A 13,358-nucleotide genomic window follows, 5' to 3' on the forward strand; every position below is an offset into this window, starting at 1 on the left:
AAAGAGCTTGGAAATTTCCAAACTCAATTTATCATTTACGATACATTTTAAATTGTAAGTATAAATCATTATAAATGCCAAGCCATTTTTGGCCAAGATTGTCATAAACTTCTAGATGTTTAAAAGTTTCTGTTGATGGATAAAATGCTTTGTCGTTTTTAATGTCGTCAGGTAACAACTTCTTAGCCTCATCATTTGGTGTTGCATAGCCGATGTATTCAGCATTCTGCGCAGCATTTTCAGGCTTAAGCATAAAGTTAATGAAAGCGTAAGCTTCTTTAATGTGCTTTGCTGTTTTTGGAATGACAAGATTATCAAACCAAAGATTTGAACCTTCGCTCGGAACTACATAATGCAAGTGTTCATTAGAATCAAGCATTTCACTTGCTTCACCTGAGAAGGTGACACCAATTGCCGCATCACCATTAATCATATAGCCTTTCATCTCGTCGCCAACAATCGCTTTGATATTTGGTGTTAGACTATCTAATTTTTTAGATGCCGCATCAAGTTCAGTTAATGATTTTGTATTTAGGCTATAACCAAGTGTTCCAAGTCCAATTCCCATCGCTTCACGGGCACCATCAACAAGCATGATGTTATTAGCGTACTCAGACTTCCAAAGATCTGACCAGTGCTCAGGTGCATTAGCAACCATAGTATCATTGTAGACAATACCTAGCGTTCCCCAGAAATATGGAACAGAATAATTATTGTTTTTATCAAAGCTTAAGCCAAGAAATTCTTTTCCAATGTTACCCAAGCCATCAATCTTTGATTTATCAAGCTTGATAAGAAGATTTTCTTTACGCATCTTATCAATCATGTAATCAGATGGAACTGTAATGTCATAAGTTGTCCCACCTTGCTTGATTTTAGTGTACATAGATTCATTAGAATCAAAAGTCTCGTACTGAACCTCAATACCAGTTTCTTTGGTAAATTTTGTAATTAAATCAGGGTCAATGTAATCACCCCAGTTGTAAATGACCAATTTATCAGACTGGCTAGAAGAACTTGACATCTTTTGCATATAGACTGAAACACCAAATAAGACGAAAGTTACCGCAATTATTCCGAAAATAAATGAATATAGTCTACGCATCGCGAGCCTCCTTCTTATCTTGTGAGATGAAGTAATAGCCAATCACGAGAAAAATACTAAAGATAAAGACAATCGTTGAAAGAGCATTGATTTCTAGAGAGATTCCACGTCTTGCACGTGAATAAATTTCAACTGAAAGTGTTGTGAAACCATTTCCTGTGACAAAGAAGGTTACCGCAAAATCATCCAAAGAATAAGTAAATGCCATGAAGAACCCTGAAATAATTCCAGGTGTCAAATATGGCAGCATCACTTCTTTCAGCATTTGCCATGGAGTTGCTCCCAAGTCATAGGCTGCATTAATCATATCGCCATTCATTTCTTTAAGTCGTGGCAACACCATAAGCACCACAATCGGAATTGAAAACGCAATGTGACTTAGCAAAACAGTCATAAATCCTAGATTAAAGTGAAAAATATCAGCCAAACGAGTGAACAGAATCAAGAAACTTGCACCAATCATAACATCAGGCGCCACCATCAAAATATTATTCAGAGATAAAATAGATTGTTGACGTTTCTGACGTGATTGATAAATGTAAATTGCTCCAAAAGTACCGATTGCTGTCGCTAAAATCGAGCTCAAAAATGCTAGGAAAAATGTCTGAATCAAAATCAACATCAAACGACTATCTGCAAACATTTCTGAATAATGCTCCAAAGTAAGACCTGTGAAGCCGTTCATATCTCCACCTTGATTAAATGAATAAAAAATCAAATAAAAAATTGGGATATAAAGGATAACAAAGACCAAGGCTAAATATAGATTTGCAAATTTTTTCATTCTCGTCTCTCCTTAGTCATCCACATAATCACAAGCATTGCCATGATTAAAATTACTCCAATAGTAGAACCCATTCCCCAGTTTTGAGTTGTTAGGAAATGTTGCTCAATGGCAGTACCAAGTGTAATTACTCGGTTACCACCAATCAAACGAGTCAACATGAACAGACTCAAACTTGGAATAAAGACAGACTGAACACCACTTCTGACACCGTTTAATGATAGTGGAAAGACGACCTTTGTAAAGGTTTGAAAATTATTTCCGCCCAAGTCATGACTGGCATTAATCAAATTCTCATCAATATCATCAAGCGCATTAAAAATCGGCAAAATCATAAATGGAATTTCGATATATGATGCAACAAAGATAAATGAAAAATCAGTAAACAAGATTTGTTTTGGACCAATACCGACAAATGACAAGAATGCGTTGACACCACCTTCTTGACCAAAAATTCCCATAAAAGCGTAAGCTTTTAACAAAAGATTAATCCAAGTTGGCAAAATAACCAGCATTAACCAGAGTTGCTTATGCTTAAGCTGCGTCAAAAAATAGGCAGTCGGGTAAGAAATGACCAAAGTTACCAAAGTGATAATAGCCGCATACAAGATTGAGTTAAAACTCATTCTAAGATAAGTCCAAGAACTGAAGAAAGTTTTGTAGTTATCTAGCGTAAACTGACCTTGGATGTCAAAAAACGATTGCCACAAAATCAAAATAACTGGCGCAATGACAAACAGCAACAACCATAAAATATATGGAATGGAGAAGAAACTATTTTTCTTCATTTCGCTCCTCCTTGATTGCATGAATCAAACCATCTTCATGCTCTTCCATTTCAACATACTCTTCCAAACGGGCATCAAATTCTTCTTCTGTCTCATTTAGACGCATGATGTGAATATCTTCTGGCGTGAAATCAAGACCAATTACTTCTCCTTCAATCGCCTTGCGTGTTGAATGAATCATCCATTCATTGCCAAGTTCATCATGAGCCATAATTTCATAGTGAACACCACGGAAGAGTTGTGTATCAACTTTAACACGAAGTTTTCCTTCTTCTGGCATTGTGATTTGCAAATCTTCTGGACGAATGACAACTTCAACCGCTTCATTTGGTCGCATACCACCATCAACTGCTTCAAAACGTTTACCATTGAACTCTACCAAGTAATCTTCAATCATTGTTCCTGGCAAAATATTTGACTCACCAATGAAAGTCGCAACGAAGTGGTTGATTGGTTCATCGTAAATATCAACAGGTGTGCCAGATTGGACAATCTCACCATCATTCATGACAAAAATCCAGTCAGACATAGCTAGTGCTTCTTCTTGGTCGTGAGTAACAAAAACAAAGGTAATCCCAAGGCGTTGTTGCAATTCACGAAGCTCATATTGCATCTCTGTACGAAGTTTTAAATCCAACGCTGACAAAGGTTCATCAAGCAAGACTACTCGTGGCTCATTGATAATAGCACGCGCAATAGCCACACGCTGACGCTGCCCACCCGATAATTTTTGAATTGGACGCTTCTCAAAGCCAGCCAAACGCACCATTTTAAGTGCTTCTTCTACACGACGCTCAATTTCTTTTTTGTCGACTTTTTTTAATTTTAGAGGAAAAGCGACATTTTCAAAAACATTCATATGTGGAAATAGAGCGTAATTTTGAAAAACAGTGTGGACATCACGTTTATTAATTGGAATTTCATTAATACGTTCACCATCAAGGAAGACATCACCAGTCGTTGGTTGTAAAAGACCAGCAATGATATTTAAAATGGTCGATTTACCTGAACCTGATGCACCAAGAAGAGTGTAAAACTTTCCTTCTTCAAGTTCAAAGTTAATGTCCTTTAAAACAACTGTACCGCTGTCTTCAAATACTTTTGATACGTTTTTAAATGCAATAATTGGATTAGTCAATTCTCATAAAACCTCCATGGAGTTTCTTTAATCTTTTTTCTCACCGATAATTCGAACTTCTCGTTCTAAGCGAACACCTGAATTTTTCTCAACGGTATCAATAACGTAAGCAATCAAATCTTCATAATCTTGTGCTGTACCATCAGCAACATTCACCATAAATCCAGCGTGTTTTTTACTAACTTCAACACCACCGATACGATGTCCTTTTAGATTTGCCTCAGTAATCAATTGTCCAGCAAAGTGACCAACAGGTCGTTTGAATACCGAACCACATGATGGGTATTCAAGTGGTTGTTTCAATTCACGTAAATGTGTTAAACGAGCCATTTCTTGCTCGATAAGAACATAGTCACCTGGTTTAAGGGCAAATTTTGCTGAAATAACAATATCACCACTGTCTTGAACTGCAGAATGACGGTAACCAAACTTCATATCACGTGCTTCGATTGTCTTAACTTTTCCTTCTTTTGTAAGCACTTGTGCAGAAACTAAGACATGTGAAATTTCACCACCGTAAGCTCCAGCATTCATGAAAACAGCACCACCGACACTACCTGGAATACCACAAGCAAATTCAAAGCCTGTTAAACTGTGGTATTTAGCAATACGTGTTGTTTCTGCTAAGTTTGCACCTGCTTCTGCTTCAATAACATAACCGTTAACAGTAACGGTATTTAATTTATCAAACATGATGACAAAACCACGAATACCACCATCTCGAACAATGATATTACTTGCATTACCAAGTACCATCCATGGAATGTCATTTTTATTAGCGAATTCGACGATACGAACCAATTCATAACGATTACGTGGAAAAGCGAGATAGTCTGCTGGACCTCCCACTTTTGTAAACGTATATTTTTTTAAGGGTTCATTAACGCGAATATCAATTCCTTTTAGTTCATCATTTAAAAATTCTAACATTTTCTTCCAACTCTAAAACTATTTAATAAAAATCGTAGTTATCTTTTGATTAAAATCAACTAATTCATCTAAAAAATTAATTAGCTCATTTATGATCAAATGATTGTATCGACTACTAAAAAATCGGCATAAAGCCGACCTTAATTATAACAAAAAAATCAGCTTTTGACGATATTTAAGACTGAAGTTTTCGCACTTCTTCAAGATTTAATTTTTTTAAATAAGACGTAATAGATTTGCCACAAATGTCAAGTGACGGTGCAATATCATGTAAAGGCACCAAAACAAAGGCACGCTCTGTCATATAAGGGTGCGGAACTTTCAAATTTTCTTCATTGATATGGTCATCACCATACAAAAGAATATCAATATCAATTGTTCTTGGTCCCCAATGTTCATGACGAACACGGTCTAAATCTTTCTCAATTTGTTGACAATTCACTAGTAACTCTTGCGCAGGTAAACTAGTTTCCAACTCACAGCACAGATTTAAAAAATCATCTTGGTCTGTTTTACCCCAGGCAGCTGTTTCATAAAATGGCGAAATAGACACTACCTGAGTTTTTGGCAATTGGTTTAGCTTATTAAGAGCAGATTCTAAATACGCCTTTTTATCACCAATATTACTACCAAGACTTAAAAATACTTTTGTCATTGACGCTCCCGTTCTAACTCAATGCCGACTGAGTCGTAATGTCCATTAATTGGCGGATTTTCTTTTGAAATTCTGATTTTAATGGCTTGAACAGTAGGAAATTGTTTAAAAATATCTTGGCAAATTGCACCGCCTAAGCGTTCAATTAAAATATATTTCTGTTCTTCGACTTGTCTTTTAATCGCTTCAAAAACTAAACCATAATGAACAGTATCTTCTAAACAGTCACTTTGCGAAGCCTTTCGTAAATCAACAGACAGTGTGCAATCAACGACAAAAATTTGACCTAGCGTCTGCTCTTCTTTGAAGGCACCGTGATAACCATAAAATCGACAACCTTGCAGATAAATTTTATCCATATATCTTTATACAACAAAGAAGCTTTGCCATTTAGCAAAGACAACTTTTATTACTCCTTTCAAGCGAGTTGACTAATGACATTAACAATATCTCGGTTAACTTCCACGTTATGCACACGAACAATTTGACAACCTTTTGCAATTGCCCATGCAGATAACGCTGCTGTTCCCATATCACGATCAGTAGCTTTTGTTCCACCACCGAGCAAAAAGTCAACTGTGCGTTTACGTGAAATACCAAAAAGAACTGGGTATCCTAATTGACAAACGGCATCTAAACCTTGCAAAAGTTCAATATTTTGTGCTTCATTTTTAGCAAAGCCAAAACCTGGATCAAGCCAGATATTTTCTTTAGCAACGCCAGATGCTAAAGCTACATTTGCTCTTTCTTTCAAAAATTCACAGACTTCTCTAGTGATATTGTCGTATTTTTCTTCTTCCTGGTTGTGCATTAAAATAATCGGAACATTCTTTTCGGCAGCAAGCGCTAGCATTTCGCCATCATAAAGACCTGCCCAAACATCATTTAAAATGTCTGCGCCAGCCTCCAAGGCAGCACGAGCTGTTTGCGTTTTATAAGTATCAATACTCACTAGCACATCAAATTTTTCTTTGAGAGCTTTGATGACTGGAACAACACGTTTTATTTCTTCTTCAGCATCGACAAAAGTGTACCCCGGACGTGTTGATTCTCCACCAACATCGATGATTTTAGCACCTTGTGCAATCATTTTTTCTGCTTGATTAAGCGCTTTTTCAACAGATGTATAAGAACCACCATCTGAAAATGAATCAGGAGTGACATTTAAGACACCCATGATGCACGCTTTTCCAGCAACACTATGCTTACCAATTTTCATCATTCTCTCCTTTTACCAATGCTTAACTAGCTATTATTTCCCTAAAATAAGTGACAAAATTTCTTTTCGTTCTTCACGATTTTCTTTAAAAATACCACGAGCAACTGTTGTTACAGTCTTACTACCTGGCTTTTTAATACCGCGCATTGTCATGCACATGTGCTCTGCTTCTACCATCACAAAAACACCTTTTGGATGAAGTGCTTCTTCGAGGGCAGTCGCTACTTGATCAGTTAAGCGTTCTTGCAATTGTGGACGTTTACTTGCTACTTCAACAGCACGCGCTAATTTGCTAAGACCAGTTACACGACCATCACTTGGCAAATAAGCAACATGCGCTTTTCCGTAAAAAGGAACTAAGTGGTGCTCACACATTGAATAAAAAGGAATATCCTTCACAAGCACAACCTCGTCATGATTTTCAGAAAAAACTGCTGTAAATTGATCTTTTGGATCTTCGTTTAAGCCTGAAAACATCTCTTGATACATCTTTGCAACACGTTTAGGAGTGTTAAGCAATCCTTCACGTTCAGGGTTTTCACCCAGTGCTTCTAAAAGTTGATATACTGCTGCTTCAAGTTTTTCTTGATTTGCCATTATCTTTTCCAATCTTTTTATATTTTTCTATTATAGCTTAATTTCCCTGTCTTGACAAAAGTACAGGACGTACTTGTGAAATAAAATAAAGTGAACCTGTAATTAAATAAAAGTCTTCTTGACTATTTAGGTTAATCTTATCAATCCACTCTTTCCAATTAGCGACTTTATAATAGTTGCTTGGGTATTTTTCAAGTGGTAGTGAATTATGATAAATAAAAGTTGTCACATCAACATCAGCTAGTTGGCTGAGCAATTTCAACATGGAACCAATAGGTTTGGTATCAATTGCTGCAAATAAGATGTGAAGATTTTTATCTTTGTATTTTTGCATCACATCAACCAAAGCTTTGACACTCTCATTATTATGCGCACCATCAATCATAACATTTGGAAACATGAGTTCAGTACGTCCAACCCAATGTGTCTCCTCAAGGCCTTTTCTAATAATATCATTAGTTACTTTTGGATAATCCTTTTTCAACAACAAAGCAGCTGTAATTGCTAAGCTAGCATTGCTAACTTGATGTTTTCCAGGCATTGAAAGTTTCACATTTTTAAGATTTTCAAGGCCTTGATAATCAAAACCGTTTTCATTTTCTTGAGCATAAAAATCTTTTGAAAACTCAAACAGACGGCTATCACAATCATGTGCTTTATTGACAAAAACGTGACGAACATCTTCTCGTTCAGTCGCAAAAATAAACGGCACACGCTCTTTTAGAACGCCAACTTTTTGCGCAGCGATTTCTGCATAAGTCTGCCCTAAAACATTTTGGTGATCTAACCCAATCGATGGGCAAACCACTGCTAAAGCTTTGAAAACATTTGTCGAATCATAAAGTCCACCCATTCCTGCTTCGATAATAGCAATATCAACTGGGTGCATGTGACCAAAATATTCAAACATCAACACAGTAATTACTTCAAATTCTGTTGCTGGTTCTAAATCAGTTTCGACTGACAAACGCTCAACAACAGGACGAATACGTTCGACCAAGTCAAGAAAATCAGTTTCTGAAATCATTTGACCATTTAGACTGATACGTTCACGAAAATCAACGATGTAAGGTGATGTAAACGTTCCAACTTCGTACCCAGCTGATGAAAAAATATGTTGTAAATAACTTGTGACAGAACCTTTACCATTTGTCCCAACAATATGGACAGCTGCTAAATTTTTTTGAGGATTTCCAAGTTCTTCTAGCATCCATGCCATTCGTTCTAAACCAGGTTTAATTCCAAATTTTAACTTGCCATGAATCCAATTCAAAGCTTCTTGATAATTCATTAATGAACTTCCCAATATGACCAAAATTGCCTGCATAAAGAAAGATTATCGAAGTGCAATTTCCGAACAAAATCTTTTACTAAAGCAATTAAAATCTATGTTTTTCCTTTCTTTCTTGACTTTTACAGTAACAGTTCTATTATATCATAAGTATTTACTAAAAAAAGCCAGCTAAGCTGACTTTCTTAAGTATTATGATTATTCTACACAAACTCCTTTAGTATCAACTTGTAGTGCGACAACTTCACCGTCAAAATTCAGTGACTGGATACGCTCAACAAGGTCTGCCTCATTTTCTTTTGAAACTAGTGTCATAACAGTTGGACCTGCACCGGATAAGTAAGTCGCATAAGAACCAACTTCGTGTGCCACTTCCTTAATCTGAGCAAATTCTTTGACTAATTTTTGGCGGAAACGCTCATGGAAAAGATCTGCTTCAATCGCTTTTCCAGCTTTTTTCAAATCACCTGTTAAAAGTGCAGCTACCGCAACATTAGCAATGGATGACGCTGCTACAGCTTCTTTATACGATAGCTCAGGAGGCAACACATTGCGACTATCACTGGTTTTCAATTCATAATTTGGAATGAAAGCAACAAATGACGCTTCTGGAAATGGTGCAACAACGCTGCTGACTTTTCCCTCGACATACGATGAAACGACAAGGTTGCCAAAAATCGCTGGCGCAACATTATCAGGATGCCCTTCAATTTTAGTGGCTAAAGTTAACTTTTCATCATCAGACAAATTCAAATCTGCTAATTGATTAGCTAACTCAATCCCCGCTACAATAACTGAAGATGAAGACCCCAATCCTCGCGCTAACGGGATATCTGAAATCATCTTGATACGATGAGGAATAAGGTCTTCTTTTACTTGTAATGTTGTTGCAACCAAAAGATTATTTTTATCACTAGGCACATCCCCTAAGTCATGTAAAACTTCCCATTTATCAGCAGGTTCAAGCACTTCAATTGTAAGGTACTTAGAAACTGCTACACCAACTGAATCAAACCCAGGTCCAATGTTAGCAGATGTCGCTGGTACAGTTATTTTCATATCTCTATCAATGCTCATTTTACATGAGCTTTCCTTTCATTTACTAAGTAATTCTTATTCGCCCAAAACTTTAAGGGTATTTAATACTTTGAAATCTTTTTCAGCTTCAAGTTTTTCAGTAACTGCTGCCAATTGTGTCTTACTCATTGAGTGAGTGATAATGACAACACGTGCACGTGTTCCATTTGCTTTTTGCTGAAGCACTTGTTCAAATGAAATGTTTTCAGAATTGAAGATTTCAGCTAAGCGAAGCAATTGACCTTTTTTGTCTGGCGTATTAATTGCAAAATAATAGTGACTTGTCACATCTGATGGATTTGCCATTTTTGTCTCACGAGCAAATTCATTGAAAGGTTTACCAACATTTCCATCTTTAATACGGCGACAAATACGAATAATGTCAGCTGTAACTGAAGTAGCAGTTGGTTTTTGACCAGCACCTGGTCCGTAGTACATTGATTCACCAATACCGATTGACTCAACAAAAACGGCATTCATCACATCGTTTACACTAGCAAGTGGGTGTGATTTAGGCAAGAATGTTGGAGAAACCTCAGCTGAGATACCTGATTCAACTTCACGGACGTCGCCAACAAGTTTAATCACATAACCAAGTTTTTGAGCCACCGCCACATCATCTGGTGTGATTGTTGTGATACCTTTATGAGCCACATCATCAAAATCAATTGACATACCAAAACCAAATTGACTCAAGATAACTGCTTTATAGGCTGCATCAATACCTTCAACGTCATTTGTTGGGTCACTTTCAGCGTAACCAAGTTCTTGAGCTGTCTTAAGAGCATCATCGTAAGTCCAACCTTCATCAACCATTTTAGTCATCATGAAGTTTGAAGTACCATTGAGAACACCCAAAATACGAGTGACTTTATCAGAAGTGAGTGAGTTAGCTAGAGTACGAAGAATTGGAATACCACCAGCAACTGCTGCTTCATAATAGAAAGCAACACCTTTGTCTTGTGCAAGAGCAATCAATTCTTTACCGTGAGTTGCAATCAAATCTTTGTTAGCAGAAACAACGTTTTTCCCAGCTTCAAGCGCTTTTGTAATGAATGTACGAGCAGGTTCAATACGTCCCATTAACTCGATAACAATGTCAATAGTTTCATCACTCAAAATCTCATCAACATTTGTAACAAAATTATAGTCGTTCCCAGCAGCCAACAAACGATTCTTTTCATCATCGTCTTTAACGAGAACTTTTGCGATTTCAATGGTATCATGAGCTGCTTCTGTAATTTTTGTTTGATTTTCTTTCAAAAGAAAAGGAACACCACTAGCAACCGTACCAAAACCGAGCAAAGCAATTTTTATTGACATCTTATTCTCCTTAGTATGTAATTTTGAATAGAAAAGCGGTCCCGAAAACCAACAATCCTAAGTATAAAAACATTTTCTACATTATACCACAAAATTATTCAGAATTTACAGAAAATATAACAAACTATGAAAATCTTTTTCTAATTTAAGGTAGATTCTTTATTTTACTTTCAAAAAACAGTACAATGGAAGAAAGATTTTATTTTTGGGAGAGATTTTTATGAAAAAACGTTACAAGCACGAAAAAAATTCAAAAAAGCCTTTGGCAATTATTAATATCATTCTTTTATTAGCTTGTATTATCGCTAGTGTTTTCCTTTTCTTTGTCTTAAAGGATAATCACTTGATTTTATCAAATGAAAAAACAGAACACGTTGTGCAGAAAAAAGCAAAACAATCAAGCACCACTTCTTCTAACAGCTCTTCTCAAGCAGATCAAAGCATTGAAAAGACTGAAGAAGTTAATTGGGTTCAACAAGACTCAGATGTTTCTCTTCCAATTTTAATGTATCACGCTATTCATGAAATGGCTCCTGAAGAAGAATCTAATGCTAACCTTATCGTTGACCCCGCGACATTTGAAAGTCATATTCAGCGTCTGTCTGAAGAAGGTTACTATTTTTTAACCCCAGAAGAAGCTTACAAAGTCTTGAGTGGAAATGTTTTACCAAATGGAAATTCAAAAATCATTTGGTTAACTTTTGACGACAGCTTATGGGATTTTTACACCAACGCTTATCCAATTTTGAAAAAATATCAGGCAAAAGGCACAAATAATGTCATCACAAGTACTGTCGGTGATAATGGCAACTTAACTCTTGATCAAATGTTAGAAATGAAAGAACAAGGAATGTCTTTCCAAAGTCATACTTCTACTCACCCTGATTTGTCAGTAAGCGATGATGACACTCAGAAATCTGAAATGGAAGATGCTAAAACGTACCTTGATAACAATTTATCACAAGACACGATGGCAATCGCCTATCCTGCAGGACGCTATTCAGATACAACACTTCAACTAGCTAGTAACCTCAACTACAAGATTGGTGTCACTACTAACGAAGGAATTGCAAACAAAGAAGATGGCCTTCTATCATTGAATCGAGTACGAATTTTACCAGAAACCACTGCTGATAGTCTCATAGCAAGCATCAGCCAGTAAAAGGAGCCCTATTCGGGTTCTTTTTTTGTCTTCAATTTTCTTATCCAATATTAAATTTTAGTCAATATCCTATTCAAGAGTATCTACCTATAATTTCAAATAACTATACTCCCAGAAAACGTTTTTCTACCAACTTTTTGTGCTCATTTCTCTTTGAAGTGCTGTAATAGTTCTGTTCATTACATAAAATGAAAGTAGTTGATAGCATGGTATGTGAAAAATGTGGTAAATTACAACAAATAAAAGATACAAAGAACAGACTTTTTCTCGCTCTTATCTGTCTTATGAGAAATGAAAAATACGAAAACATCACAATAAAAGATATCCTTGAATACGCTGAAGTTTCTAGAAGAATATTTTACAGGCACTTCAAAAATAAAGATAACCTCTTAAATTATTATTTTAAAAAAATAATCAATGAGTATTTAGCTGAACGCCGAATTTTTGCACAATCAGAGAACTTTGAGAAAATGTCAACAAGTTCTTTTGATTTTTGGTATAGAGAATGTGAGGTACTATCAATTATAATCAAACATCAGAAATCTGAGCTTTTATTTCACCAAATGAAAAAATACTCAAAGGAAATCTACGATAGTGTCACTCTTCCCTGGTTTGCTTACGACGGAGATGTTACTAAAATAAATTATGCCATGTCATTTATCATCGGTGGTTATTACAGTGTGCTATGCAATTGGTTAGTAAAAGATGAACCTGAAGATCCTAGTGTTATTGCTCTCGAAGTTAAGAAAATGGTTATAAAACTTACCAAATTTTTCGACCTCGATGTTGAGCAGAACTTACAAGATTCAAGTAAAATCAAAAAAGCTTTGTAATAATTCAAAGCTTTTTATTTTTTTATAGAAATTTTTGGAATATTACAAGGATAAAAATCAAAATCATTACAGAATAACTCTGAATAAATTTTTCTCGGTTTCAAGCAAAATGGGAAACTCTCTCAAATTAGCCTTTTTTCGATACCATTTTGACCAGAGTATACTGACTTCGCCAATAATGATTGTGATAAAAGAAAAAAGAAAGAGAGAATCTTTATGAGGATAGCTATAAAACGTTCCTTCTTTAAATTAAATTGATTTAAAGTTGATCTTGGCGAAAGAAAAAAGAAAACTAACGTCATAAGAAAAAATGGCTCTATAATTTCTATAGTGGGTAACTCCACTGTGGAGATTATAGAGCTTTTGAATGTACACAAAAAGTCCCATATGACTTATAATGAAAAGCGACCAAACAATTCATTAGAAAGGCTCATATGGAACTACTTAAGAATACCA

Annotated in this window: 14 protein-coding genes; 2 read left to right on the forward strand and 12 right to left on the reverse strand. The window is 35.8% G+C overall.

The genetic code is table 11. The features are described from left to right. Positions 1 to 31 precede the first annotated feature (31 nt). From HMPREF0819_RS02730 to HMPREF0819_RS02785, 12 genes are all read right to left on the reverse strand, one after another. Positions 32 to 1,105, reverse strand: a complete 1,074-nt coding sequence (locus tag HMPREF0819_RS02730) for an ABC transporter substrate-binding protein (RefSeq protein ID WP_004232002.1) — start codon at positions 1,103 to 1,105, stop codon at positions 32 to 34. Beyond that, entirely contained in the window at positions 1,098 to 1,889 is a 792-nt protein-coding gene (locus HMPREF0819_RS02735) for an ABC transporter permease (protein WP_004232006.1), read from the reverse strand. Before HMPREF0819_RS02735 ends, HMPREF0819_RS02730 begins: the two co-directional genes overlap by 8 nt. Beyond that, positions 1,886 to 2,677, reverse strand: coding sequence for an ABC transporter permease (locus tag HMPREF0819_RS02740; RefSeq protein ID WP_004232007.1), 792 nt, complete (start codon positions 2,675 to 2,677; stop codon positions 1,886 to 1,888). Before HMPREF0819_RS02740 ends, HMPREF0819_RS02735 begins: the two co-directional genes overlap by 4 nt. After that, a complete protein-coding gene (locus tag HMPREF0819_RS02745; protein ID WP_004232008.1) occupies positions 2,664 to 3,815 on the reverse strand; it encodes an ABC transporter ATP-binding protein in 1,152 nt (383 codons plus the stop codon). The genes HMPREF0819_RS02740 and HMPREF0819_RS02745 overlap by 14 nt, the downstream gene beginning before the upstream one ends. A 27-nt stretch (positions 3,816 to 3,842) precedes the next feature. Then, entirely contained in the window at positions 3,843 to 4,745 is a 903-nt protein-coding gene (gene murB, locus HMPREF0819_RS02750; protein ID WP_004232010.1) for a UDP-N-acetylmuramate dehydrogenase, read from the reverse strand. Positions 4,746 to 4,920: 175 nt separating this feature from the next. Continuing rightward, positions 4,921 to 5,400, reverse strand: coding sequence for a 2-amino-4-hydroxy-6-hydroxymethyldihydropteridine diphosphokinase (folK, locus tag HMPREF0819_RS02755; protein WP_004232014.1), 480 nt, complete (start codon positions 5,398 to 5,400; stop codon positions 4,921 to 4,923). Then, positions 5,397 to 5,759, reverse strand: a complete 363-nt coding sequence (gene folB / locus HMPREF0819_RS02760; protein WP_004232016.1) for a dihydroneopterin aldolase — start codon at positions 5,757 to 5,759, stop codon at positions 5,397 to 5,399. Before folB ends, folK begins: the two co-directional genes overlap by 4 nt. Positions 5,760 to 5,818: 59 nt before the next feature. Next, positions 5,819 to 6,619, reverse strand: coding sequence for a dihydropteroate synthase (gene folP / locus HMPREF0819_RS02765; protein ID WP_044023287.1), 801 nt, complete (start codon positions 6,617 to 6,619; stop codon positions 5,819 to 5,821). 33 nt (positions 6,620 to 6,652) lie between these two features. Then, positions 6,653 to 7,216: a GTP cyclohydrolase I FolE gene (gene folE, locus HMPREF0819_RS02770; RefSeq protein ID WP_004232021.1), complete on the reverse strand. Its 564-nt coding sequence runs from the start codon at positions 7,214 to 7,216 to the stop codon at positions 6,653 to 6,655. Positions 7,217 to 7,253: 37 nt separating this feature from the next. Beyond that, positions 7,254 to 8,507, reverse strand: coding sequence for a bifunctional folylpolyglutamate synthase/dihydrofolate synthase (locus tag HMPREF0819_RS02775; RefSeq protein ID WP_044023288.1), 1,254 nt, complete (start codon positions 8,505 to 8,507; stop codon positions 7,254 to 7,256). A gap of 198 nt (positions 8,508 to 8,705) precedes the next feature. Further along, on the reverse strand, positions 8,706 to 9,566 hold the full coding sequence (gene thrB, locus HMPREF0819_RS02780) for a homoserine kinase (RefSeq protein ID WP_044023410.1): 861 nt from the start codon (positions 9,564 to 9,566) through the stop codon (positions 8,706 to 8,708). Positions 9,567 to 9,620: 54 nt separating this feature from the next. Further along, the gene (locus HMPREF0819_RS02785) at positions 9,621 to 10,907 is read right to left on the reverse strand and encodes a homoserine dehydrogenase (RefSeq protein ID WP_004232032.1); all 1,287 of its coding nucleotides are present in this window, start codon (positions 10,905 to 10,907) and stop codon (positions 9,621 to 9,623) included. 220 nt (positions 10,908 to 11,127) lie between these two features. On the opposite strand from HMPREF0819_RS02785, the gene HMPREF0819_RS02790 reads away from it, so the two are divergent. After that, on the forward strand, positions 11,128 to 12,069 hold the full coding sequence (locus HMPREF0819_RS02790; RefSeq protein ID WP_004232033.1) for a polysaccharide deacetylase family protein: 942 nt from the start codon (positions 11,128 to 11,130) through the stop codon (positions 12,067 to 12,069). Between the two features lie 188 nt (positions 12,070 to 12,257). Continuing rightward, a complete protein-coding gene (locus tag HMPREF0819_RS02795) occupies positions 12,258 to 12,902 on the forward strand; it encodes a TetR/AcrR family transcriptional regulator (RefSeq protein WP_004232034.1) in 645 nt (214 codons plus the stop codon). Positions 12,903 to 13,358 lie beyond the last annotated feature (456 nt).

This window comes from Streptococcus equinus ATCC 9812 (assembly GCF_000187265.1).
Lineage (GTDB): Bacteria > Bacillota > Bacilli > Lactobacillales > Streptococcaceae > Streptococcus > Streptococcus equinus.